We start from the raw sequence: 24,328 nt of genomic DNA, 5'->3' as shown, positions 1-24,328 counted from the left end.
CTTTATCGTTTGATCCGCACAAGTTGACATTTGAATTCCAACCTGCTATCTTGCCCGGCGAAAATATGATATAGGCTTTCGACAGCATAAAATATTTGGGGAGGTTCAAATGGCCTACGGTCCAGCCCGAGAAATCTACCGGCAGACCCTCGATGACATTAAAAACCAGGGGCTGCTTAAAGAAGAACGATATATTCATTCGCCCCAGGCGGCGGAGATAAAGGTCGAGTACCCTTCGGGGGCCAAAGCCGAGGATGTAATCAACATGTGCGCCAATAATTACCTTGGTCTTTCGAGCCATCCGGAAGTAATCAAGGCGGCCCATGACGGGCTTGAAAACCGGGGCTACGGCGTCTCCTCGGTCCGCTTTATCTGCGGCACCCAGGATATTCATCGTGAGCTCGAGGGTAAGATCAGCAAATACCTGGGAATGGAAGACACCATCCTGTTCTCGTCGTGCATGGATGCCAACGCCGGGGTGTTCGAAGGACTTCTGACGGCCGACGACGCCATCATTGCCGACAAGCTGATTCATGCCTCGCTGATCGACGGTATCCGGCTGTGCAAGGCCGAGCGGCTTATTTACGAACATGCCGATATGAAGGACCTCGAAGAAAAATTGCGGGCGACCAGGGATAAACGCCTGCGGATGATTGTTACCGATGGGGTATTTTCCATGGACGGTGATCTGGCCCCGCTGGATATGATCTGCGGGCTGGCCGAGTTGTACGACGCCATGGTACTGGTCGATGACTCTCATGCAACCGGATTTATCGGTAAAACCGGGCGCGGCACTCATGAGCATTTCGGTGTCATGGGCCGGATCGATATCATCACGACCACCCTGGGCAAAGCCCTCGGCGGCGCCTCGGGCGGCTGTGTCAGCGGTCCCAAAGAAGTGGTGGCGATGCTTCGCCAGAAAGCCCGGACCTACCTGTTTTCTAACTCGCTCCCGCCGGTTATTGCGGCCGCGGCCAGCAAGGTGATGGATATTATTTCCGCCACCACCGAGCGGCGCGACAAACTCGAGGAATTGACTAAATATTTCCGCCAAGAGATGACCAACCGGGGATTCGATATCGTTCCGGGATTTCACCCGATTGTCCCGATCATGCTCTACAACGCCAAGCTGTCTCAGGATATGGCCCGTGATCTGTACTACGAGGGGATTTACGTGATTGGATTTTTCTACCCGGTGGTTCCCAAGGGACAGGCGCGAATCCGGGTCCAGGTGTCGGCGGGTCATGATATGAAACATATCAAGAAAGCGGTCGAGGCCTTCGCGAAAGTGGGGGAGAAGTACAAAATCCTGGGTAAGACCAAAGACCAGATTATCGAGATGTACGGTTTGTAATATATATGGCATTGTGACAATATCTCAGTTTACGATATAATCGGGCGGCGGGTAAATGGTATTCCGCCGCCCGTTTTATTTTGGGATATTCGGCAGACTTATTTCATTTATCCTCCATTTATGGCTGTAACGCAATGTACTATTGGCGGTTATGACAAAATGGGTTCGTTTCATCCTCCACAAATTATTTTGATGCAGTGTCATTGTTGAGGAGGCCATGAAATGGGTTCGTTTCCTCAGTAAAAATGTTTTTGGTGTCATGAATTTGGGGTAAATGGGTTTTCATATAAATAGGGGCGGGGGATGGATTAGGGGTGATTTGGTGGGGAAAATGATCGGGGAGATAATTATAAAATGAGCAATCAATTTAAAAGTCGGGCCGGGCGGGCGTGAAAAAAATAAACATGTCGAAACCACAGGGGATTTTGACCTACACGGATGTGTCGCGATATATTCAGAAGAATGAAGAAGCCACCCGGAGGATGGATCACCGTGGCTATTTTATTTTGAAACACTATCAGAAAATGTAGATTGCTGTTGCACAAACCTGATTATTCCTTTATATTAAATTTATAAAGTCTAATAAAATATTTCATCTTTGATTATCCAGCTTTGATTTAATCCAGAGGCTCGACCGGCATTCCGATCGGGTCATACACCAGTTGTACGTTGCCAAATGAGGAGGTAAAAATGAGCAAAATCCTGTTAATTGTTCTTCTATTCGGTCTGTCCATGTGTGCCATGGCCATGATAGTACCGCCTGATGATGCCGACCTGAATAATCCCGACTGGCGTTCCAATTGCTATAACTGCTATAACTACGCCGTAAATTCCGCATGGCGGGATTTTGCCCAGCCGGGAAGCCTATCGGATCTTGAAGGTTGTGACAAAATAGCAAATGGCGCTCACGATGACAATCTGGTTCGCGTTGTCTGGAATGAAGGAGATCCCGAACCGACATGTCCCGAAGGCTGGCATTTGGTGGCGTTTGCCTATGATTCGGATGCCAGTTGCGGTATCAAAGATTTTCACTGGTACCGCAAAAACGGCGATGGGACATGGTCACAAAAGCACGGCGGATTACCTGCCACCGACAGGGGAGACGATGGCTCAAGACCATTTGATCCCAGAAACGCCCCGGCAAGAGGAGATTATGATACATTCTGCGGATATTTTTGTGTACGTCCTGAAGGACCGACCTTCCGTCAGTTCAATCCCTGTGTTAATGAAGATGAAGTTAAAATAACGAGATTGATGTATTCCGGAATTTCGGGACCGTTTACTCTACTGAACACGCAGGGTGAAATCGATGAACTGGCCAGCCATTTGCCGACGATGGTTTCAGTGGCTCCGCCGGCCTGGTGGGATTCGGTTAATCCCGTTGGCTATGGCGTGATGGCCGGCGAATCGGTGATTGGTTTACCACCCCAGATGGTAGTCTATAACGGTGTCGTGGCATATTTCGCGGATATGAGTGATCCGGCAATCGATTTTTATCAGGATGACCGGGAACTCGAAGTCTATCTTGCACGGCGTTTTATGCCGGTTCCATTATTATCCAATTGGGCGATTCTGGTTCTAACAATTATTCTTATAGGTGTTGCTATGTTTTTAATGAGAAAGAGGATATTACGAAAAATGACCGCCGCGACTATTATCATTTTTACGGTTGCGGTTTTCGGAGGTTCCGTTTTAGCGGACCAAAAGGCCGTTACGGCAGATGTAAATAAGTCTATTTGTATCAAGAAAAATACACAAATTCAGATTACAGTCAATTTCTATAAAATTGAGAGTGGCACTTTGACGTTAATTGAGCCTCCTTCACCGGTTGTTGTGACATATACGAATGCCTCGGATGAAGATCTGGTGCAACCTGTAAATGTAAATGCACCGGCAGGGGCGAATTATTCCACCCAGTCACAGAAACGTCTTCAAAAGGGGAGGGCTGTCGGAGGATTATTCCAGCTGGCAACTCTGGCCGATCCGGATTTGATATACCTTAATTCCTGGGTTATCGAAAATGTTCCTGAAGGTTCTCCTTTCAGTTGTCCCATGTTTGAAGCGGATGTAAATGGTGACAGCCAAATTGATGATAAGGATACTCTGTACGTTGGGGTGATCCTTAGCGACTACACGGGTTGGGCTGATCCGGATTGCGGATGTGACTGCGGGGAGTTTGGCGCTTTGGGCGGTTTTGTCACCGAATTACCCGGTTATATTTTCAGCACAACTCCTTTGACGATAGATTCGGGTCTCGGCTTTGTTTCCGACTCGCCTTTTACCGGAGATGTTAATGTTATAGCCATCGATGATTATGGTCTGGCCAAAAGAGTCCCGGCATTGACGAACTGGGGAGTTGTTTCGCTAATAGTAATTCTACTGCTATCGGTTTTGTATATGTATTATCGACGGTTTGCACGGGAATCGAAATAATCCAGGCGGGAAGTTATTTTTGTCTTTTCGGGGATGCTGGATAAATCAGGTATCTCACGGCTTGCCGTAGGATGTCATATTTTAATTTGCTTAGGGTAGGCAGTGAGGTACCGGTCGATCTTTCAATATTACCAGATTTGAGTTTTTGTAGGTTGTCCTACAAGTCTTTACACATCCCTAAATCCCCTCTCAAGAGGGGACTTTAAAATCGCAATATGCCAGTTTGGCTTTTATACATCTGAACGTCCTTCGCTTCGGACCTTCGGCAGGGGTTTCGACCCACAAGACTGGATTCCCGATTGCTCGGGAATGACATTAAAAGGGGGCGGGAATGGCAAAGAAAGGGGCGGGAATTACGGAAAAAAGGAAGAGTGCTAAAAAAGGGAGGAGCAATAAAAAAAGTGGAATGATAGGAAATGGTATGGGAATGGGGGCGAAAGGGGCGGCGGAAGGCTGGGAAATATATTTAATTCTCCTTGCCATTGGATTTTTAATAGGATTAATTTGCTTCCAATCAGCCGGTGATATTGCGTAAATGGCTTGATATAAATACAAGAGGAATTATTAAAATCCTATGACGCCGAAAAGTATTAAGCGACTTGCCCGGGCCAAAGCCAATAAGTATCTGGCTTACTATAAACCGGAAGAATGTTTTGTCAACCTGGCGGGCAGTTATGATTATCTGGAACTGCCCTACTATGTCTCCATGGACCTGGAGCGGGAGGGCAAAAAGATATACCCGACCTGCAAAGAGATGCTTGACGCCTATGTCACCCCGCTGTTTCTCGAAAAGGCTAAACTGGCCTCGCTTCCGGTACCGGAATATTATATCAGCAACGGTTATTTCGAGCCGCCGGTGGTGCTTGACCCGATCAACCCTTTTATGGTAAAAAGCCGGACAGTGATCAAACCGGGCCATCACGAGACCATTTCCCGTTCGATTACCCGCAATTTTACATACGCCGTCTGCTGTCAGGAAATTCCCCCCGGCGGCGAGGTCAAGCATTTTCGTTCGATTCTGGGCTGGACGGTATCGGCCCGGTTTCGCGAGGCGGCGGTGGTTCTCTGGAAGGTGTTCCATATCCCGCTGGCCAAAGTGCGGGTTATCACCCAACCCAACGGCAATATTCTTTTCAGCGATATCTCCCAGCTTCCCATCGATAAACTGAGCGGTCGGGAGCTGGATTATATCGAGGAGAAGGTGACATGGGAAGAATAGGCATTTATGTGGAACGATATACCATCTCCAGTTCAGGCGAGATGGAAGCGTTGATGCGTCTGGGGCAGGTCTCCCGGAAACTGGGCCACCGGACCGATTATATTTTTCGCCCGGATATGTATAAGATACCTCAGTTCGATGCTATTTTTATCCGTTCGCTGACCGATCCGCTCAATTCAGCCTATGTGGCCTCGCGTATGGCCGAGATGAATGGGCTGAGGGTGATCGATGATCCGGATTCGATTATGATATGTTGCGATAAGGTTAATATGTACCAGCATTTGATTAAGGCCGGGGTGCCGATGCCGGAGACACGGTTTCTTGATGAGGATGATTTGACCCTGCAGACAGGGGCCCGATTCCTCGAGGAAATGGGGAATCCGCTGGTTCTCAAGGCACCTAACAGCAGTTTTTCGATGTATGTCGAGAAGGTCGGCAGTCCCAGGGAGTTTATCAAGATGGGGACGCGGTTTTTCCGGCGGTCTGACCGGATTGTGGTCCAGAAATTCACGCCCTCGGAGTTCGACTGGAGGGTGGGGGTGCTGGGCGGTAAACCGCTTTATGTCTGCCAGTACCGGATTCCCAAACGACGCTGGAAAATCCTGACTTATACCATCGACGGTCGGACGATCGAGGGGACGGTTAAAAGTTATGACCTGGGCGAGGTGGACCCGCGTCTTCTGGAGACCGCCTGCCGGGCCGGGGCGGCTATCGGCAGGGGTATGTACGGGGTTGATCTCAAGCAGGTGGGCGGCGATTTCGTGGTTATCGAGGTGAACGACAACCCGACCATATACTCCGGGGATGAGGACCAGAAGGCGCCCCATATTTATGAAGCGATCATCCGCTATTTGCTGGATTAGATAATATCATGACATCCGAGACATTGATCCGCGAGGCTGTTTCCGGCGATCTCGAACGCCTGGTCGAGCTGGAAGAAAAGGCTTTTAAAAGCGACCGGTTTAAAAAACGGCAATTCCGATATTTGCTGAAAAAAGGGCGGTGTTCGATTTTTATCCTGGAGTATCAGAAACAGGTGGCCGGGATGGCTATTATGCTCTGGCGAAAGAAAGTTTCGGTGGGGAGGCTGTACGATATTATCATCGACCCGGTCTTTCAGGGAAAGGGCCTGGCCAAATTGCTTCTGGAGAAATGCGAGCTGGAAGCGGTCAGGAAAAAGCGGCGGGGGATATCGCTGGAGGTCCGGACGGATAATAGGGCGGCCATAGTCTTTTATGAAAAGCACGGTTACCGGACATTGGTGACAATCAAGGATTATTATTCGGATCACAGCCCGGCATTGAAGATGCTCAAAGATTTGAATCCGTGGTCCCCGGCGGAGATGAAACTCAAGGTGCCGTACTATGCTCAGACCGAGGAATTTTCCTGCGGTCCGGCCTGCCTGATGATGGCCTTCAAATATTTCAAACCGGAACCGGGTCTGGGGCGTCTTCATGAGATGATTCTCTGGAAGGAAGCAACGCTGATTTATATGACCTCGGGTTTCGGGGGGACCGGCCCATTCGGTCTGGCGCTGGCCGCCAAACGGCGGGGGTTCCCGGTCAAGGTGATTATGTCCCGAGAGCAGACCCCGTTTTTCTCATCAGTAAGGAATCCCGAAAAGCGGAAAGTGATCCGGCTGATTCATAAGGATTTTCGGGCCAAGGCAGAAACTTACGGAGTTATGGTCGATTATCATAATTTCAGTTTTGATGAAATTGTCGAGGAGATGAAAAAAGGATGGCTGCCGATTGTCCTGATCAGCACCTACCACCTGCATGGCGACCGGGCTCCGCACTGGGTGGTGATTACCGGTTACGATGCCGAGAACGTTTATTTTCACGATCCGTATGAGAAGTTCTATGAAGACGAGAAAGATTTGGCCAGAAATGTGAAAATACCGCTGGCGGAATTCAGGCAGATGCGTCGCTATGGACGGGATTTGTATAAGAGTGTCCTTTTTATCGGTCCGCCCGAGGGCAAACCGACGGCGGCCATGGATGGTACCGATCTGAGTCTGGTGAAGACATCGTAGGATTTCTTATTCCTTTGTCATAAGATAAAATTCGAGATAATCGCGGCCTTTATCGGTCAGGCGATAATAGGTGTGGTTGCGGTGTTTGATCCATTTATTGTCCACGATTCCCTTGCGGTAGCGCATCATCAATTCCGGCACCCGTTCGAGTAGTTTCATTTCCCGCAATCTGGTATGGCAATCGAAGACCGATTGTCTGGTCAGGTGATGCATCGCGGCGATTTTAAGGGAATAGTCGACACCGTAAATTTTATGATGCTGAAGGATCTTGAAATCGATTTCCTCGAGAAGATGGTAATCATCATCGGGCTGAAACTCATTGGGAGCTATAATGTCGTTCCATTCCAGTGGCACCAGACGCTCGGGATCGGCTTTTTTCAGGTTGGCGCAATCCGCTTTGTGGACCTTGAGGATATTATTATGGCTGTAATAACCAATGATAGTCTCGCCGGGTTCGGGGTTACAGCAATTGGCCAGAATATAATCATCTTTGAGTCGAGGCATAATTAAATTTATCCCATTCGGCCGGAATCGTCAAGCCTCCGGAGATACTTATTCGGGATAGCCGATCGGCATTATCAACAGGGCCGCCTCGGATCGCCCATCAATGTCCAGAAAGCGGTTCAAGGCGTCATCGTTGAAGGCTCCGACCACGGTAGTTCCCAAACCGAGAGAGACAACCTGGAGGCTTATATTTTCGCATATGGCACCGGCCTCGATGTACGTATAGCGGTATCCCCGATCGGAATATTTCCGGGTGGAACGGTCGAAACGGGCGGTCAGGATAAGGCCTACCCGACCGTTTTTAACGACTTCCTGCCGAAAGGCGGCATTAAGCAGGGAATCACCCGGGGCGCCGGTTTTTATCAGTTCCAGGCTACTGTCGGAGACCCGGTAATGGTACAGACCCGGAGCCAGCGAATCGACAGATGTTACCGCCAGATAAATATCTATCGGGTTAAGGGCGCCGCCGGACGGGGCGGACCGGAGCGCGAGGCCGTTCAAATCGTGGGTAAGGCCATCGGCCGACTGCAATATTTGTGAAATCTGGTTTAAACTTAACGGTTTTTCCTTAAAGGAGCGAATTGAACGGCGGATGGCGATGGCTTTTTCAACCGACAGGTTGTTATCTGCGGGATGAGGCAACTTGATTCTGGTCGCGTCCGGATATTCCTTGTAAAGGGGAATATTTTCTCCCCAGCTCGGGTTTACGGCTTTGGAACCATCATCCCCGAAACCGGTTTCATAATGAAAACGTTCACCAATTGACATGGTACTATCATCCTCCGCTTTAAGTCCGATCGATAGAAGAAATATGGCCATATTTAAAAGACAACTTGAGAAACGCATAAAATGCCCCCCCTGATCATCAAAGGTAATTTGTCATGCACCTTGATTTTTTATGGTAAATATCATAAATTCAATTCAACCTGAGCATAATATACAAGAGAATTTTAATGACCACAAGTTCCATCGAAATATTACAGGTCTACTTCGGTTCTGATATATGAAAATATTCCGGCCATACATAAACAAAGCGACTTTAATTGCCGGGGGAATAATAATCGGGCTGGCAGTGGCGATCCGGTTTTTATGGCTCGATGCTGATCCGCCGCCTTATTTTTACAATACCGGACAGGCCCTTCTGACTGATCCATACAATGTTATTTATTATGCCCGCAATAAGATTCTTTTTGGGGAGTGGGATATATTCGGTTATGACCGCTGGATTGTTTTTAAATACTCGCTCTCATCGATATTTGCATATCTGTCATTTATGGCAGGGGGTGTCTCGCGAATTACGGCCAATCTCTCGGCAGTGATTCTCAGTCTGGCCGGACTGGGGTTTTATATCGCCGGGCAAAGCCGGCATTCGCGCCGGGCGGCCTTTATCACGGCGATTCTTTTATTAACCAATATGACCTTAATGGTCTATGGCCGGTATCCTTTTCTGGAAAACGGCATGATTTTATTCTGCGGATTGCTATACATGATATTTCAGCGATATTATCCGCAGCGCCGGGTAATACCAATCGCCGGATTTATCCTGGCTCTGGCCATAATATCGGGCAAGCTGTTTGCGTTTGTTCTGGCCGTGCCGATCGGACTGGTTATACTGGTCGAGAACCGGCAGGAATTTTTCAGGGAATTAGGTGTGTTTCTTATCAGTCTGATCATATCTCTGGCAGTAATTTCGGTTTTATTCTACGGCAGTGCTATTGGCGTGGTTTATAATTATCTGAGTGAACAGACGGTCGGGATGTATGGTTTTCCCGATTCGTTGAAATCGCCCCTGAATTTTCTGGAACGGTACGTCACCTTCGCTGGCGATTCCCGGTTTTTTAATTTCTCACCGTTTTTCCTGACATTGGGATTGTTATCGATTCTGGGGCTGATATTTAGTACCAATTTGAAAGCCCGCCTTCGGGCCGATAGAGCCTTGTGCTTCAATCTCGGCTGGTTTCTGGCCGGTTTCTTCCTGCTGATGGTGGTCAATTACCGGCCGCTCCGATATCAACTTTTTTTACTTCTACCGCTGGCCGGGATTATCTCCTCGATGGCAACTCGATCAGATGAAAAACCATCCGTGGCCAAAACCGGCTGGTTAAGGGCCGTTTTTACGTTGCTTCTAATCTGGTATCTGATAGTTCAGGCGGCGGTGACTATTTATCTTCGTCTTGACGGAACATTATTGGAGTATACCGTCTGCTGGTATTTATTTATTCCGGCGGTATTATCGACCGGATTGATTCTATGGCGCCGGAATATAACTCTCCGGGGATTGTTTTTCCGCAATTACCTTTTTATGATTTTGATAATTCTGGCCGTGATACAGCAGGGTTGGTGGCTGGGTCGCTGGTATGAAACGAAAAGTTATTGCCTGAAACAGGCGGGCGAGGATGTGGCTCGGTATGCAGGGGATGGGGCGGTGATAGCGGGACCATACGCCCAGGCGGTGACCATCGACAATAATTTAAAGTCTTTCGTTTATATGTTCGGACTGGCCAACAAGGAACCGGACCTGTTTGCTCGTTTTCCTATCACGCATCTGGCAATGGATATCAGTAACTGGGACAAGGCGGTGGGGGATTATCCTTATCTGCTGAAATCATCACGGGTTGCCCAGTACTGGATACGGGATATCGAATTGAGTCTGATTCGGGTTTACGGCGCTGTGCCATCGCCGCCGGGATGTCACTATGAGTTGACCGACTATGAAAAAGCCCAGGAATTTTATATTCGGGCGGGTGATCCCGACAGTATTTATTATTATACCTCAAGATTTTATGCAGTTCACCCGAAAAGCAAAGCCGGTTTGAAACTTCTTGGAAATTATTATATGGCGAAAGGGGCGGTTTCCAGCGGATTTTCCATGATCGATCGGCTGATTGCTTTATATCCCGACGATTTTTCGACTTATTTCGATAAAGGCCGGGCCAATTACCTGTTTTACCTGACCAATGGCACTCCGCAATTTTTAAAGGAGGCCGATCGTTATTTTGGCCTGGCAACAGAGCGCAACCCCTATATCGAAAAGGATATCGAGTATGCTAAAAGGCATGCCGACAGTCTGGTCAACCGCCGGCGGTAATTAATTGTAATGTTGGTTCTCTCAATTGCCGCTGCTATCGGGAAGGGGTGACCATTCACCGATATGCTCGGTGACAATTTTGCATGGTCCCCGAGACTGCCATATTTCATTGGAATTGTAATTCCATTCGAGAAACTCCGAACCTCCGCCGCCGATGGTCGTAATCAGGAACCGATTATCGAGGTAGCCGATGGCCGAAGCCTGATTGGCCGGAGAATCGCTGTCGCCGCCGGAGGGATCAATGGGAATCCAGCCATAGTTGGGCAGGTACACCTCGACCCATCGATGAAAGACATCATCGGTCGAAGCATCATCACCACGAATAACCACCGAGCCGGCGTAACGGGCCGGGAGACCGGCGGCGCGGCACAGGGCGATATAGACGAAGCTGTACTCCGAGCAGGAACCATTACCGCGTTTGAGAACAGTCGGAGCGACATTCCATCCCCCGGCCAGCTCATATTTCATATTGGCGATCAGATAATTGAAAATCCGGCGGGCAATCCAGTAGCAGTTGGTCTCGTCGCCGACAATGCTTTCGGCGGTTTTCTTAATATAGTCATCATCGACCCAGTACTTGGAGCCATCGATCAGGTACAGCTTTTTTATATCCGCGGGTATCTGGTTTAAATTTCCGACTTTATCGGGGTGGATATAGAACCTGGTGCGGTACAATTCGGCCCGGGCGGTCATTGAAACCGTAACGACTTCTCCGGCCGGGATATCCCGATAATGGTAATGAGCTACCTTCTGGCCCCACTGGTCCTCGCGATAATCATCCGGCGGCGGATTGAAGACCAGGGTGTCGAGTAATTTCTGGAAAGGAAGATCGCGGGGAAGGGCAATATAGATATCCAGGTCGGTTAACGATCCGGGACCGTAGTTGCGGACCTGGTGGCTGTACTCCAATATTTCCTTTTTGCCGTCAAACTGCCTGAACAGGGAAGTGTCATCGACGACAATCTTATAGAGGCTATCGCTCTGGTAATCGACATTCCAGAGGAAGCGGCCATCGTAAGCGATTCCCCTCGGGTATTTGGAAGGGGATTCGAAATTCATGACAACCTCGCCATTATCCGGCGTAACCATGTAAATCATATCGCGGAAACGATCCGAGACCCAGAGATATTTACCGTCAAAAGCCAATCCCTGCGGAGTTCCAGAGGGCGCCTTTATTTCGGACATGGTAGTCCCATCCTCGGTAGAAATCCGGTAAATTTTATCATCCTGATAATCAGCCACCCAGAGATATTGCCCATCCCAGGCCAAACCCTGGGGTGAATTACAGGGGACATAGATGGTTTTTTCAACAATTCCCGTGGCCGGATTTAATTTCAGCGCGACCCCTTCTTCGATATCCAGCACCCAGAGTCGGTCGCCTTCGGCTGTTAAACCCTCGACTCGAAAACCAGGAGATTCAAGGGCTTTGACAACATTCCCATCGCCAGGATCAATCATATAGAGGGAATCGGTCTTACGATCGGCCAGCCAGAGATTTTTACCATCGAAGGCCAGACCGGTGGGACAACTTCCCGGGGTCGGGAATTGAATAACAACATCGCCCGGAGCGGCTTTGGCGAGGCAATCGGCCAATACGATAAATAACGCCAATGAATAAAGGGCGTACTTATAGAACCTCACACAAACCTCCTTAAAATTAGAGAATGAAAAAGGCCTTTCGGTTTACCTGGAAAAGAGATGTGTGAATTCATCGTAGGTGATGACCGGCCAGGTTTCGGTTTCCAGGACTCCGATATTATTGATTTCGGAGGCAACCCGAAAGGCAATTGTCTGATCGACGGCGTCGAAAACAGCCAGGTAATCAAAACGGCCGAGAGTGGCATAAAGATCGTCAACCTTGACATTATTTCGGCTGAAAACCTCCAGCGAATCACTAATCTGGGCCGAGAGATCAGGGTGTTGTTTCTTGGCGCCGGGGTTAATTTTCATTGCCATAATAAATGTGGCCATGAGACTACCTCCCCTTGTTGATTCTACTAAAAATATACGAAAGGGTCAAACGAGGTCCAAGTAAAATATTTGGTCTGGAAAGAGTGATTATAATCAGGGCATGAAGTCGGCAAATTGGCGGGTGTAATTGGCGTATTTGCTTTTATAGACGACGAAGATATCATCGAATTCCGGCTTTTTGCAATAAACCCGGCTACCCTCGGCATTGATCTTTGCGAAGGTCAGCTGATGAGTCGAACCATCGGTCAGGGTGACTTTCAAAATCAGTGAGGGATTTGCAAAATCAATCAGGCCGCTGTCGGCGGCATTGGCAAAATCAACGGCATCGATCCGGACAATGGCCCCGATAAATGATTCGGCCTTCATGGAGTCGGCCGTCAGGCTGTCCTGATAGGGCTGTTTGGAGATATACCAGAGGGAATCATGGAATGAGAGGCGGTAAGCTTTATCCGGATAGGCTATATCAACCGAGGCAATGGAACCGGGGATAAAGGAGAAAATGGTTTTATCGTACCATTGGGTGCGTTTGCGATCAAAAACATAACGAATCAGTCCATTGGCCAGATAGACCTGGTCGGAACCGGGAATCCGCACATATGTATGGGCGTAATCGACCGATGGTTTACCGGTAATAACCGAGGCCAGCAGATTATCGTCATGATAGAAACGGATCAGGATACCCGAGGCGGTATCGACCTGGAATTCCGTTTGACGTTCCGGATTTTCAGAAATAACATCACCAACCACGATCCCAGCGCCATTATTTATTATATTTTTCATGGCCATACTGTCGGCCCGCCGGGGAAGAGAATCGTGAAGATACCAGTAAGCCTGGTCGCGGGTGAATTCCAGGGTGTCATCGGGTTTTTCAATGACAATTCGGTTGACATCGGGAGCGGACAGATTTAAAAAGTTTTCGACCGTGCGCCCGGCCATCTGGCGGTTTTCCATTCTATTTTGAACCAGCCAGGCGATAAGGATGATGATAAGAACTATGAGGGGTATCAGAAGCCGTTTCATAAGCCCGCCTTTTTCCTCCCGGCCCGTTTGAACTGCCAGCGGAAAATACCGAAAAGAACCACTACCAGGGGCATGGCAAACATATTGACATATTTGACAATCTTCTTGGTGCCATCGGAGGTAACTTCCAGCAATCGGGCTGTGGCCTGTTTGGAGCGGATGGAAATCAATCCTTTATCCTGAGTAAGCCAATCGGCGATATTCAGTAGAATCACGAAACTGGTGGAATTGCGCCGGTAATCATCCATGATAAAGGATCCGTTGCCAATAACCACCACCCGGGAATCCTCGACAGAATCGATTTTATCCGGGAGGGTATCGGTACTGACGGTATCGACTCCTGAAAAAGCCGGGATGGATTTATCGTTGAAATAGCTGTCGAATTGCCCGGTTATAACGGCACCCAGGGGGAGATTTTTCATGGTAAAATCGCTTTCCTGGTATTTCTTTTCCGGGGAAATATCGACCGGGATGGTGCGGATGCCGGAATGTTCGGAACTGGTGAAGATAACCTGTTTGGTATTCTGAGTTTCATCGGGGTTGAAGATAACCGGGCTGATAAACAGTACTTCGAAAGTTTTCAGAGCCTTGACGATCGGATTTTCCGGGTTAAACCCGGTGATAGCCAGGAAAAAGGGATAATAAACCATGCTCTGCATCTGGAACTGGCCCATATCCCGCATGACGGGAACCATTTTGCACTGCTGATCGATAACCAGGTTTTGCTGGACGGCCACGCCATAGTGATACATCAGACTGTCCAGCCCGCTTTCCACCGGCAGAACCAGGGATTTCTGGACATCGACCCGGAACTTGTCGATCAGGAAAGCCAGTTTACCGCCGCGCATGAGGAACTGGTCCACCAGATAGGTTTCCCATTCGTTGAATGCGGTTCTGGGATTGACAATAAAGAGAACTTCGACCTCCGGGGGGATGGTTTTCATGTTGGCCAGATTAAGATACTGAACGCGGAATTCTTTCTGGAGCAGTTGATTGGCCCAGTTCAGGCCGGTGGACATATCCGGTTCTTCGTGTCCGGTGGTGAAAGCGATGGTCGGAATTCGGGAGAGGGTCAATTTATTGATGGCTCGCGACAGGTCGTACTCGAGATTGCCGGTATTTTCGATAAAGGGAATCACTTCCTGGCGATCACCGTAAATCAGAACGACGCCTTTGTACCCTTTGATATATTCGGTTTTATCGTTCCGGTAGACATTGAACTGAAGCGGAGGAATACGGAAACCCATAGCCTCATCTTCCTTGTCCTCCTTAACCGGATCGATGAATTCGTACTTGAGGTAACCATGCGAATAGGCCTTATAATCGTCGAGCAGATCTTTCAGATAACGGGCATCACCATTATGCGGGGCCGGGAGGTCCTCGGTAATATAGGCCTTGACAGTCAAGCGATCGTTAAGCCGCCCGACCAGAGTCCGCGAAGCGTCCGAAAGGGAATAGATCTGGTTGTCGGTCAGGTCGGCTCGCGAGAACAGGTTGATGGAAATCAGGTTGATAATAACCAGAATCGCCAGAACAATAATAATCAGCAGACCGGCGGTTGATTTGGTTTTGACTTCCCTGGCCATTACTTCCACTTCCTACTTTCGAGCGATTGAACGGTTAAAAACAGAAACAAAAACATCAGGGACAACAGGTAAAAGACATCGCGGCTGTCGATCACGCCGCGGGCCATGTTGTTGTAATGGTAGTCTATGGAGAGGAATTCCAGGAGATTGGCCACGAAACCGGGGAAGAAGAAGATTATTTTATCCAGGACATAAAAGAAAAATATAATCACAAAGGAAACAATGAAGGCCACAATCTGATTCTGGGTCAGGCTGGAGGTGAAGGTTCCGATGGTCAGATAGACGCCAACCACCAGGAACAGACCGATATAACCGCCCATGGCGGCCCCGAAATCGGGCTCGCCGAGGGCGTTAATCGAAAAATAGTGGATCAGAGTCAGCAGCAGGGTAATAACGACCAGCAGATAGGCGGAGAGGAATTTCCCCAGCACCAGTTGCCAGTCCTTGATCGGAAGGGTCATCAGAAGTTCGATTGTCCCCAGCCTCTTTTCCTCGGAAATAAGGCGCATCGACAGGGCCGGTATAAAGAACAGCAGAATAAACTTAATAATGCCGAACAGACCGCGCAAATCGGCGGTATTATTCAAAAACATTCCGGTCGCAAACTGCCAGCCGGCAATCAACAGGAAGAGAGTGATGACCACATAGGCGACGGGTGAATCAAAATAGGAGCGGAATTCCTTTTTGGCCAGGACCAGTATCTGTTGCATCCTATTCTTCCTTTCGGGTCAGCTTGCGGAAAATATCTTCAAGAGAGGTAACCTCGCGGGACATTCCCAGCATAACCGTTTCATTGGCGATACAGAGCCGGAAGATATCTTCCCGGGGGTCAACATCCTTAACAGCTTCTATTTCCACCTCGGCCAGATTATCGGTGATACGGCGGAGGTTGATTATTCTTTCCACACCCGCGATGGTCTGGACCTTTTCCGCAAAATCGGAGATGTTATTTTTGATCTGGACATGAATCCGGTCTTTGCCCTCGAAGGAAGCTTTCAATTCGTCCGGGGTGCCATCGGCAACAATTTGCCCCTCGCTGATAATCAGGACGCGATTACAGGTGGCTTCGACTTCGGGCAAAATATGTGAGCAGAGAATAATCGTTTTATTGCGGCCGAGTTCTTTGATCAAGTTTCTTATTTCGATAATCTGATTGGGATCGAGTCCCACCGTTGGTTCATCGAGAATCAGGATTTCAGGATCATGCACCAGCGCCTGAGCCAGGCCGACCCGCTGGCGGTATCCTTTTGACAACTCGCCGATTTTTTTATGGGTTACCGACTCAAGACCGCAGATTTCGATTACTTCATTAATCCGCTGGCCGTTGGCCGCGGCGCTATCGCGTCTCATGGCCTGCATAAAGCGAATATAGTCAACGGTATTCATATCAAGGTAAAGCGGCGCGCTTTCCGGAAGGTAACCGATTCGTTTGCGAACTTCCAGGGAGTCGGTCAGAACATCGAAATTGTCGACCAGAACTGTTCCTGAGCTGGGGGAGAGGTAACTGGTGATGATCCGTACGGTAGTTGTTTTGCCGGCCCCGTTGGGACCCAGAAAACCAACCACGGTTCCTTTTTCTATTTCAAAGGAGACGTTTTTAACAGCCGCTGTGGCGCCGTAATATTTGGTTAAATCCCGGACGGAAATCATAACTAAAAATCGCCTTAATTATTGCGAAGACCCAAAATATATAAATAAGTTGTTTTGTCAAGTTTTCAAATTTGATTTTACCAGAATGATGTGAAACGGTTCCCGAAAATTAAAAAATCCTCGCGCAGGCCGCGGGGAATTTTAAAAATATCAGGGAATTCACGTAATTTAATAAAATCCCATGACTTCAAAAAACGTATGACTGGAATTTGCCTTAAGCCAGCTTGGTACCAAAAAGATTTTCCACCGATGATTTATCAAAAAGGGCAATTATGGTGCCCATTATGAAAAACTCGGTTATATCAAAATGGGTATTGGCACAGATGGCATAAAGTTCTTTGCCGGAATTGGCCGAGCCGGCAATACGGCGGTCGAGCAATTCGGAAAGAGTGCATTCGAGATATTCGGGAACACCAAATTTAAAATGGTCATTGAGAATTTCCGACCAGGAACCAACCAGGCTGTTGAGAACAATATTGCCGACTTCGGTGACTGTTTCTCTTTTGCCCGATTGAATTTCGGCGGTATCATTCAAGTATTGGTTGAGGCGATGGGTTAGAAGCAAACCGCTGTAATTGGAGAGAACCAGGATTGCCTCACCCTGTAAATTACCCTTAAAATTCTCCGTTACGGAGATAATCCGTTCATCCTTGAAAATCTCCATCTGTCCGTGAATTTCGCCGGCCCGGAAAATATCAACTTCCGGGACCGTCAGATTCACCCTGGCCCCGACCAGTTCGCTCAGAACCACACAGGCTCTCCCGATGCCGATATTCATGATTTCGACCATGTAGTCTTTTCGCGCTGTATCCATGATGTCTCTCACAATTTTGGCGTGGATTTCAGACAATTTGTCAGAGCGTTCTTAAGATCGTCCGTTTTAAAGGGTTTGTTAAGAAAGGCCGCGGCTCCAAGCTGGGCGCACTGTTTTTTAGTTTCGCCCTGGATATCCGAGGTGATGACAATTACCGGAATGTCCTGATTGAGGTTTTTAAGATTACCCAGAAATTCAATTCCATCCATCTCCGGCATATTGAGATCGACCGTAATGCAATCCGGTTTTACGGAGTCGATAAGGGTCAATCCTTGCTGTCCATTTTCGGCTTCGGCGGCCTTATGTCCGAGACTGGTAACCGCCCGGGCAATCCACTTCCGCTGAAAACTGGAATCGTCAATAACCAGAATTTTAGCCAAGATTACTCTCCTTACTTTCTAATACAAATCAGTAAATCTGGGACATAATATCCCGGCCTTTTTTCAAGAATTGGTTTTTCCGTTTACCCGGTAGAATGGTAATTTCCGGTTTTGTTTGTAAAATCAGGTTTTCTTTTGGACCTCCGGGTTGTCGAAAAATCCGACAATTCAATTTGGCTATAACCAATTATCGGTTTCCGGGATTTTTTCTTGATGGGTTTGGGACCCAAAGATAAAATAAAAAAGCCGAGGGGTTTGAATATGATCACCCCGGCTGAGATTGTCTAATATTTCAACAGGTCCTTTATTGCCTCAACAACGTCAGACGTTTGCGGCAGGCAGATTTCATCGCCATCCTTACCATACGCCACCCGGCAATCCTGGGCATGTAGAACTTTAACCGGGGCATCCAGGTAATCGAAAAGGTGTTCGGCGACATGGGCCGCAAGGGTGGGTCCGACGCCCCCATAAAAGCGATCCTCAGAGACAATCAGAACCCGGGAGCATTCTTTAACGGCCTCATCAATCGCCTCGAAATCAATGGGTTTAACAGTGCGCAAGTCCAGCACCCGGATTTTTATTCCGGATTCATCCAGAATTTCGGCGGCTTTCATCGACATTGGCAGTTGAATGCCATAACTTATTATAAGAGCATCAGTTGCCTCAGGATGGAAGATTCTCGCCCGGCCAAATGGGATTAATTCTTCAAGCGGAGGATATTTGGCCAGAATGTTGTATCCTTCCCAGTCCCGCCGGTTATAAAGAGCGACAGCCTCGCAGTGCAGGACCGGATCGCCGCAGACAAAAGCCGTTCGGAGTAATCCGGCGGCATCGGCGGCATTGCTCGGCACCAGGACATGCAATCCGGGGATATTTATGAAAGCTCCCAGGTTGGCCTCGGAATGCCACATGGCCCCGGCGCCCTGTTTATAACCACCGTAAGAGGTTCGGATAATGATCGGGAGATTGATTCTGGCATTGGAACGCTGATGAGCCGAGGCGATACGGTCTTTAAGCTGCTGGTATCCGGGGCTCATATAATCAATAAACTGGATTTCCGGGAATGGTATCCGGCCCTGGTAAGCATGGCCGATGGCTCTGCCAAGAATTCCGGCCTCATCGAGAGGAGTGTTGAAAATTCTTTTTGGTCCGAAGGCCCGCTGAAGATTCTGGGTGGCCAGAAAAACCCCGCCCTTGCCCTTCAAATGGTTGATGACTTTTTCGCCTTTGATAAAAGTTTCGACCGGGAAATCGGCAACGTCCTGACCGAACAGGAGAGTGTCTTCGGACAGGATAAAAAAGTCAAACAGAGAGTAATTGATAGCTTTCCGAAGGGTCATCGGGGGCTGGTCCTCGGGGAGATTATAAGAGTCCAGAATTCCCCGGGCGGCCAGTTCTTTATACTTTTCGATACGCAGGTTCTTTTTCTGCGAGATAATCTTTCGCCATCTGGTTTCGGCGGTTTCAGGGTGATAGCTGTAAACCTTTGAAAGGACATCCTCGGGTTTCTTTTCGTGAATATCGGAAGTAACCTCATTCGATACGCGCCTGACCTCATTGTCGACCTCATCGAAAATCTTGATGATTTCATCGATCGTAAAAACGCCATCAGCGATGAAAGTCTGGGCCGCCTTACGGAGAGGATCGTTTTCGATATGGTAATTCTGCATCGCCGATTCCATGTAATGAGACTGGTCGTCGGAACCGGAATGGGATTCGAGACGAACGACTTTGACATTGGCAATAACCGGCCCCTGCCCGGAGCGGACATAATCAATCAGCCCTCGTAATTCCCGGATCGATTCCTTGATATCGGTGCCATCGAAATCGGCGATTTTAAGCCCGAACCGGCGATATCCTTCATATGGTGTGGTGGGATTGCCTTCGGGGAACTGCTCATTAACACTGGTAGCGATGGCCCAGCCGCAGTTATAAATGGCAAAAATATTGGGGGTTCGATTGAAGACGGAATAGAAAACCGCCCGGCCGAATTCGGGGGATGAGGTAGCACCTTCGCCAATAGAACAGTACACCACGGCCAGGGAATCAAACCGGCCGCCGGGAAAGCCGGTATCGCCGGAAATGCGAAGATCGCAATGAATGGCATCACCCAACCCGGCCGCTTCCAGGGCATGGGACCCGGTCGGTGAAGCCTGGGGCATGATGGCCAGTTCGGGGTAGTTGGAATGAGCCGGCTGTAACATGCCACCGGTTGCCTGACCGCGGCGGTCACCAACGGCTTCGTATATTTTTTCTTTGATGGAAACCCCGCGATGCATATCGAAAGCTTTATTGCGGTAATAGCCGACCTGGGGATCGTTTTTCTCCAGAAGCTGGGCGGCCACGACATCGACCAATTCCTTGCCGCCGCAACCGATAACGAATTTGCATAATCCTTTTCTGAGGAGCAGTTTTTCTTCGAGTTCAATCCGCCTGGCCAGAACCATGGAGCGGTACATCAGCCGCAGACTCTCACGCTCCAAGCCGCCGTATTCATCGAAATCCGGCTCTTTTGTCGTTTCCGGCTCAATAAGGTCTTTTATCCAATCTCTAACCTCGTAATAGGCCAAATCTATCCTCCATCTTCCTTTTTATCGAGCGTAACAATATTCTACGTTGCCGATTTAAGCTATATTGGCCGGGCAGGCAAGTAAAGGCAAAAATATGGAATGGTGATATCCGAAGTCCGGCCATCAGCTTTTCAGAAAGGGATTAAATGAAGAATAATACCTTCGGGATCACGCAAATAATAATTATGTAAGGAAGGTCCAGAAGTCAACTCCTCGCATCCGGAGCAAATTAGTCGTGAAACGGCGGCGGGAATATCATCGATCCTTAATTCTATAACAGGTCCAATTCGTCCGGTTTTATCGGGCAGATGAGGAATCCGGGGCAAAGGTGCGGCAATTAATTCGTCGAGGCGGAGAATTTCAAAACCCATAACATCGCTATAAAGATTAATGGCTTTCAGGATGGTATGAGTCGGAAATATCCTTAAAGGAAAGATTGGCTTGTCAATATCTTCCTCCGTTTTTTGATCTATATCAAACAAGAAAGAAATTTTAATATAATAAATACCTCAGATGATGGCAAGTTCAAAGGTTACAACTATTTATTGACAAAGCCGTGATTTTTATTAACTTATATAAGTTACTGTTTACCGGTCCGTTATAATGACGAACTACCGACCGCTTTGTTTAACCATCTTGAGAGAGGCTTGTCATGAATAATTCCAGGGCTGTGGCCGTGCCGACCAAATATGGAATGATTTCCTTTTGGTTATTGATATCGATCTTATTGCTGTTGCCGGGAGTCATCCGGGCGGTTGATTTTAATATAAATGATGAAGCCGCCAGACAAGCGTACATCCGCAGTATCCCGCGGACCATCTGGCCCGAGCAGGATGGCAAAAAACCGACCACGTATGAGCAATGGCAGGCGCGAGTCGGGAAGTCGGGAGCATTTACAATTGAACTGATAAGTGAATCAAAAACGGCTCTCAAGGGGGATCCGGTCGGGTTTGCAATCATTGTCAACACCGCTCTTTATCCCGGCATTGAATCATCAATCGATCAATATATTATCGATTTGACGGCGGATGTTTACGATGTCAAGCTGTTCACCTCGGAGGGAGGAACACCGATGCAATTTCGGCAGTTTCTTCAGACGGAGTACGCCGAAGGGATGGAAGGGTGTCTGCTGATCGGTGATCTTCCGGTAGCGTGGTATGAGACTTACTGCTGGGATGAATATGATTCCTTTCCATGCGATTTATACTATATGGATTTGGACGGTGAATGGGGTGATGACGACAGCGATGGCCTGTTCGATTCTCATTCCGGGGATCGTGTTCCGGAAATCTGGTTGGGACGCCTGACGGCTTCCACTTTGGCTTATGGCGGAGCGGGAGAAGCGACCCTGGTTAATAATTATTTCGTCAAGAATCACAATTACCGGACCGGGCAGTCAAGTTTGCGGTTTCGCTCGCTGGCCTTTATTGATGATGATTGGGAAAGTGCCGCGCCGGATTGGGCGGGGGCCCTCGGACAGGTCTATGATACCCAGACTGTATATACCAGCGGCGCGGCGACAGTCGATTATAATTATGAAGCGGAGCTGGCAAACAATTACGAGGCGATTCTTCTTTGTTCTCATTCCAGTCCCAACTGCCATTATTTTAAAATCGGCAATCAATGGACCGGGGGGACGACCTGTTATGATGAAGTCACAACGATCGATCCGCAGGTGTATTTCTATAACCTGTTCGCCTGTTCCAATGCCCGCTATGTGGAATACGATTACATGGGTGGGTGGTATGTTTTCTGCGACACTTACGGCCTGGCCAGTGTGGGCAGTACCAAAACCGGATCGATGCTTTATTTCGAGTATTTCTACGGGCCCTTCGCGATGGGCCGGACCTATGGCGAAGCCTTCCATGACTGGTTTACGGTCGTGAATGGCTGGGGTTTTGACCAGGAGATGCTATGCTGGTTTTACGGGATGACCCTGTGCGGTGATCCAACCCTGAAGCATTCCGGTTCGGTCCCGGTGTCGATAACCATAACTTCAGTTGCAAATGGTACCATGAATGTTGCCTACATTGATACTCTTGAGGCTGAAGGCGGATATCCGCCGTACGTCTGGTCGGTTATTTCCGGGCAATTACCGGATGGGCTGGATTTGAATGCTCTATCCGGGATTATTTCGGGGGTCCCGACTGCAGTGGGGACTTTTGAATTTACCATCCAGGCCCTGGATTCAAAAATTCCCCCCAATACCGATACGCAGGAATATAGTATTGAGATCAACATGATATGCGGTGATGCCAATGGATCGGGGGGGATAAATATTCTCGATGTCACTTTCCTGATTGCCTATCTGTACACCGAAGGTCCGGACCCGGTCCCATACATAATTGCCGACACCAACGGATCGGGGGCGGTGAATATTCTCGATGTCACTTATCTAATAAATTATCTTTATAAGAGCGGTCCGGCGCCGTTATGCGACTGACGGACCATATCGACAGATAAATGTTCATTATAGAAACCATGACCGCGGATGATATCCCATTCGCGGTCGGGCTGACCGATTTCGAAAAATGGGGCTACCTGCCATCCGATTTTGAAAGACTTATCGATCTTAGCCCGGAAGGATGTTTTGTAGCCGTTAGCGACGACCATCCGTCCGGAATAATCACGACAATTTCATACGGCGATTATGGCTTCATGGGAACGCTGATTGTCTCGGCAAGCGAGCGGGGTAAAGGCATTGGCGAAAAATTATTGCGTCGGGCAATCGAGTATCTTCAGAACAAAGGTGTCAAAAGTATCGAACTGGATGGTGTTTTCGCGGCGGTATCGTTATATCGCCGGTATGGCTTTCAGGATAAGTACCTTTCAATCCGAATGAGTCGTAAACCCGGCATAGGTAAGGCTGTTCTGGGATCCTGCCCGCCTGATCTTCTCGGGCAGATTATTGCCTTCGATCGGGAGAAGACCGGATTAAACAGGAGGAAATTGCTTGTCCGGTATTTTGAGGAGACGCCGGATATGATATATGCCGTCCGGAAACGCCGGGTGACTGCCTATGCCATTGTCAGGACGCGGGCGAATAATTGTCTTTCTGTCGGTCCCGTGGTGGCCGAGAAGATGGCCGATGCCGAAACTCTGCTGGCGGCGCTGATTAATAAATTCGGATCTCAGGCAATTTCTATCGGGATACCGGATATCATGCATAAAATACCGGAATTTCTGGCCGGACAGGGATTTGTGTATAATGCGCCATCGTTGAGGATGTATCTTGGGGAGCGGCGGGATTATGAAAATCATGTTTTCGGGATTTTCGGCCCCGAGAAGGGCTGAATACGGCGAAAAGGTGACTCCAATAGGATAAGCCACCGAGCGGGATCGAACCGCTGACCTGCTGATTACGAATCAGCTGCTCTACCATCTGAGCTACGGTGGCCTGCAGGTGCCAATTTAATCATATCGGCCCAAAACGCAATAAAAATATTCGGCTATCCGGCCCTTCGATATTTCAGGAAAATGGTTGACTTATAACGGCTTATTGTTTTGCCCGGGGATTTGCAGGGGTGATTGTGGATAAAACCCTTAACATCTCGTAATAAAAATTATATTTTGCGCTTGAGAATGCGATAAAAGGTTCTTGTTCCTGCGGATCAGCTATTGATCAAGAGGAACCTTCGGTGGGTTTAAATTCCGCAAGCCACATCCCCGTTTTTTAATCATTTTTGCTATTAATAAATTCTGAT

At 48.5% G+C, this 24,328-nt stretch carries 21 protein-coding genes and 1 tRNA gene; 10 read left to right on the top strand and 12 right to left on the bottom strand.

Annotated elements, in window-relative coordinates; genetic code table 11:
* The first annotated feature begins 109 nt into the window (after positions 1 to 109).
* The 7 genes from kbl (at position 110) to JXQ28_04720 (ending at position 7,041) form a co-directional block, all read left to right on the top strand.
* Entirely contained in the window at positions 110 to 1,354 is a 1,245-nt protein-coding gene (kbl, locus tag JXQ28_04750; GenBank protein ID MBN2277036.1) for a glycine C-acetyltransferase, read from the top strand.
* A 389-nt stretch (positions 1,355 to 1,743) separates the two neighbouring features.
* Positions 1,744 to 1,884 (top strand): hypothetical protein, encoded by a 141-nt coding sequence (locus JXQ28_04745; GenBank protein MBN2277035.1) that lies wholly within the window; start codon positions 1,744 to 1,746, stop codon positions 1,882 to 1,884.
* 160 nt (positions 1,885 to 2,044) lie between these two features.
* A complete protein-coding gene (locus JXQ28_04740) occupies positions 2,045 to 3,787 on the top strand; it encodes a TrbC/VirB2 family protein (GenBank protein ID MBN2277034.1) in 1,743 nt (580 codons plus the stop codon).
* A 331-nt stretch (positions 3,788 to 4,118) separates the two neighbouring features.
* A complete protein-coding gene (locus JXQ28_04735) occupies positions 4,119 to 4,322 on the top strand; it encodes a hypothetical protein (GenBank protein MBN2277033.1) in 204 nt (67 codons plus the stop codon).
* A 39-nt stretch (positions 4,323 to 4,361) separates the two neighbouring features.
* Positions 4,362 to 5,006 carry a RimK-like ATPgrasp N-terminal domain-containing protein gene (locus tag JXQ28_04730; protein ID MBN2277032.1) on the top strand — a complete coding sequence of 215 codons (645 nt, stop codon included), beginning with the start codon at positions 4,362 to 4,364 and terminating at the stop codon, positions 5,004 to 5,006.
* Positions 4,994 to 5,869, top strand: coding sequence for a RimK family alpha-L-glutamate ligase (locus JXQ28_04725; protein ID MBN2277031.1), 876 nt, complete (start codon positions 4,994 to 4,996; stop codon positions 5,867 to 5,869). The genes JXQ28_04730 and JXQ28_04725 overlap by 13 nt, the downstream gene beginning before the upstream one ends.
* An 8-nt stretch (positions 5,870 to 5,877) precedes the next feature.
* On the top strand, positions 5,878 to 7,041 hold the full coding sequence (locus JXQ28_04720; protein MBN2277030.1) for a GNAT family N-acetyltransferase/peptidase C39 family protein: 1,164 nt from the start codon (positions 5,878 to 5,880) through the stop codon (positions 7,039 to 7,041).
* Positions 7,042 to 7,047: 6 nt separating this feature from the next.
* On the opposite strand, the gene JXQ28_04715 is transcribed toward JXQ28_04720, so the two are convergent.
* Together JXQ28_04715 and JXQ28_04710 are read right to left on the bottom strand one after the other, a co-directional pair.
* Positions 7,048 to 7,545, bottom strand: a complete 498-nt coding sequence (locus tag JXQ28_04715) for a DUF2250 domain-containing protein (GenBank protein ID MBN2277029.1) — start codon at positions 7,543 to 7,545, stop codon at positions 7,048 to 7,050.
* 48 nt (positions 7,546 to 7,593) lie between these two features.
* Positions 7,594 to 8,391 (bottom strand): SagB/ThcOx family dehydrogenase, encoded by a 798-nt coding sequence (locus JXQ28_04710; GenBank protein ID MBN2277028.1) that lies wholly within the window; start codon positions 8,389 to 8,391, stop codon positions 7,594 to 7,596.
* Between the two features lie 157 nt (positions 8,392 to 8,548).
* Here JXQ28_04710 and JXQ28_04705 point away from each other — a divergent pair, with 157 nt between their 5' ends.
* The gene (locus JXQ28_04705; GenBank protein ID MBN2277027.1) at positions 8,549 to 10,633 is read left to right on the top strand and encodes a hypothetical protein; all 2,085 of its coding nucleotides are present in this window, start codon (positions 8,549 to 8,551) and stop codon (positions 10,631 to 10,633) included.
* A 21-nt stretch (positions 10,634 to 10,654) separates the two neighbouring features.
* On the opposite strand, the gene JXQ28_04700 is transcribed toward JXQ28_04705, so the two are convergent.
* From JXQ28_04700 to JXQ28_04660, 9 genes are all read right to left on the bottom strand, one after another.
* Complete coding sequence (locus JXQ28_04700) at positions 10,655 to 12,274, bottom strand: transglutaminase (protein ID MBN2277026.1); 1,620 nt, start codon at positions 12,272 to 12,274, stop codon at positions 10,655 to 10,657.
* 42 nt (positions 12,275 to 12,316) lie between these two features.
* Positions 12,317 to 12,604, bottom strand: coding sequence for a GYD domain-containing protein (locus JXQ28_04695; protein MBN2277025.1), 288 nt, complete (start codon positions 12,602 to 12,604; stop codon positions 12,317 to 12,319).
* A gap of 93 nt (positions 12,605 to 12,697) precedes the next feature.
* A complete protein-coding gene (locus JXQ28_04690; protein ID MBN2277024.1) occupies positions 12,698 to 13,624 on the bottom strand; it encodes a DUF4340 domain-containing protein in 927 nt (308 codons plus the stop codon).
* Positions 13,621 to 15,210, bottom strand: a complete 1,590-nt coding sequence (locus JXQ28_04685; GenBank protein MBN2277023.1) for a GldG family protein — start codon at positions 15,208 to 15,210, stop codon at positions 13,621 to 13,623. Before JXQ28_04685 ends, JXQ28_04690 begins: the two co-directional genes overlap by 4 nt.
* Positions 15,210 to 15,920, bottom strand: coding sequence for an ABC transporter permease subunit (locus tag JXQ28_04680; protein ID MBN2277022.1), 711 nt, complete (start codon positions 15,918 to 15,920; stop codon positions 15,210 to 15,212). Before JXQ28_04680 ends, JXQ28_04685 begins: the two co-directional genes overlap by 1 nt.
* 1 nt (position 15,921) lies before the next feature.
* Complete coding sequence (locus JXQ28_04675; GenBank protein ID MBN2277021.1) at positions 15,922 to 16,860, bottom strand: ATP-binding cassette domain-containing protein; 939 nt, start codon at positions 16,858 to 16,860, stop codon at positions 15,922 to 15,924.
* Positions 16,861 to 17,074: 214 nt separating this feature from the next.
* Positions 17,075 to 17,674, bottom strand: a complete 600-nt coding sequence (locus JXQ28_04670) for a hypothetical protein (protein ID MBN2277020.1) — start codon at positions 17,672 to 17,674, stop codon at positions 17,075 to 17,077.
* An 8-nt stretch (positions 17,675 to 17,682) separates the two neighbouring features.
* A complete protein-coding gene (locus JXQ28_04665) occupies positions 17,683 to 18,054 on the bottom strand; it encodes a response regulator (GenBank protein ID MBN2277019.1) in 372 nt (123 codons plus the stop codon).
* A gap of 284 nt (positions 18,055 to 18,338) precedes the next feature.
* Positions 18,339 to 20,624: a hypothetical protein gene (locus JXQ28_04660; GenBank protein MBN2277018.1), complete on the bottom strand. Its 2,286-nt coding sequence runs from the start codon at positions 20,622 to 20,624 to the stop codon at positions 18,339 to 18,341.
* A gap of 652 nt (positions 20,625 to 21,276) precedes the next feature.
* Between JXQ28_04660 and JXQ28_04655 the strand changes: the two genes are divergently transcribed.
* Positions 21,277 to 23,067 (top strand): putative Ig domain-containing protein, encoded by a 1,791-nt coding sequence (locus JXQ28_04655; GenBank protein MBN2277017.1) that lies wholly within the window; start codon positions 21,277 to 21,279, stop codon positions 23,065 to 23,067.
* A 20-nt stretch (positions 23,068 to 23,087) separates the two neighbouring features.
* The gene (locus tag JXQ28_04650) at positions 23,088 to 23,918 is read left to right on the top strand and encodes a GNAT family N-acetyltransferase (GenBank protein ID MBN2277016.1); all 831 of its coding nucleotides are present in this window, start codon (positions 23,088 to 23,090) and stop codon (positions 23,916 to 23,918) included.
* A gap of 30 nt (positions 23,919 to 23,948) precedes the next feature.
* Here JXQ28_04650 and JXQ28_04645 read toward each other — a convergent pair.
* A tRNA-Thr gene (locus tag JXQ28_04645) sits at positions 23,949 to 24,021 on the bottom strand.
* Between the last annotated feature and the right edge of the window lie 307 nt (positions 24,022 to 24,328).

The sequence above is a fragment of the Candidatus Zixiibacteriota bacterium genome (assembly GCA_016933955.1).
Lineage (GTDB): Bacteria > Zixibacteria > MSB-5A5 > GN15 > PGXB01 > JAFGTT01.
This window is presented reverse-complemented; position numbering and strand designations above follow the sequence as displayed.

Bases quoted from the DNA above. Each gene is read 5' to 3' on its own strand.
- kbl (MBN2277036.1), top strand. From the start codon at position 110: ATGGCCTACGGTCCAGCCCGAGAAATCTACCGGCAGACCCTCGATGAC.
- JXQ28_04680 (MBN2277022.1), bottom strand. From the start codon at position 15,920: ATGCAACAGATACTGGTCCTGGCCAAAAAGGAATTCCGCTCCTATTTT.
- JXQ28_04675 (MBN2277021.1), bottom strand. From the start codon at position 16,860: ATGATTTCCGTCCGGGATTTAACCAAATATTACGGCGCCACAGCGGCT.
- JXQ28_04705 (MBN2277027.1), top strand. From the start codon at position 8,549: ATGAAAATATTCCGGCCATACATAAACAAAGCGACTTTAATTGCCGGG.
- JXQ28_04655 (MBN2277017.1), top strand. From the start codon at position 21,277: ATGAATAATTCCAGGGCTGTGGCCGTGCCGACCAAATATGGAATGATT.
- JXQ28_04730 (MBN2277032.1), top strand. From the start codon at position 4,362: ATGACGCCGAAAAGTATTAAGCGACTTGCCCGGGCCAAAGCCAATAAG.
- JXQ28_04740 (MBN2277034.1), top strand. From the start codon at position 2,045: ATGAGCAAAATCCTGTTAATTGTTCTTCTATTCGGTCTGTCCATGTGT.
- JXQ28_04690 (MBN2277024.1), bottom strand. From the start codon at position 13,624: ATGAAACGGCTTCTGATACCCCTCATAGTTCTTATCATCATCCTTATC.
- JXQ28_04720 (MBN2277030.1), top strand. From the start codon at position 5,878: ATGACATCCGAGACATTGATCCGCGAGGCTGTTTCCGGCGATCTCGAA.
- JXQ28_04725 (MBN2277031.1), top strand. From the start codon at position 4,994: ATGGGAAGAATAGGCATTTATGTGGAACGATATACCATCTCCAGTTCA.
- JXQ28_04715 (MBN2277029.1), bottom strand. From the start codon at position 7,545: ATGCCTCGACTCAAAGATGATTATATTCTGGCCAATTGCTGTAACCCC.
- JXQ28_04695 (MBN2277025.1), bottom strand. From the start codon at position 12,604: ATGGCCACATTTATTATGGCAATGAAAATTAACCCCGGCGCCAAGAAA.
- JXQ28_04685 (MBN2277023.1), bottom strand. From the start codon at position 15,210: ATGGCCAGGGAAGTCAAAACCAAATCAACCGCCGGTCTGCTGATTATT.
- JXQ28_04650 (MBN2277016.1), top strand. From the start codon at position 23,088: ATGTTCATTATAGAAACCATGACCGCGGATGATATCCCATTCGCGGTC.
- JXQ28_04735 (MBN2277033.1), top strand. From the start codon at position 4,119: ATGGCAAAGAAAGGGGCGGGAATTACGGAAAAAAGGAAGAGTGCTAAA.
- JXQ28_04710 (MBN2277028.1), bottom strand. From the start codon at position 8,391: ATGCGTTTCTCAAGTTGTCTTTTAAATATGGCCATATTTCTTCTATCG.
- JXQ28_04670 (MBN2277020.1), bottom strand. From the start codon at position 17,674: ATGGATACAGCGCGAAAAGACTACATGGTCGAAATCATGAATATCGGC.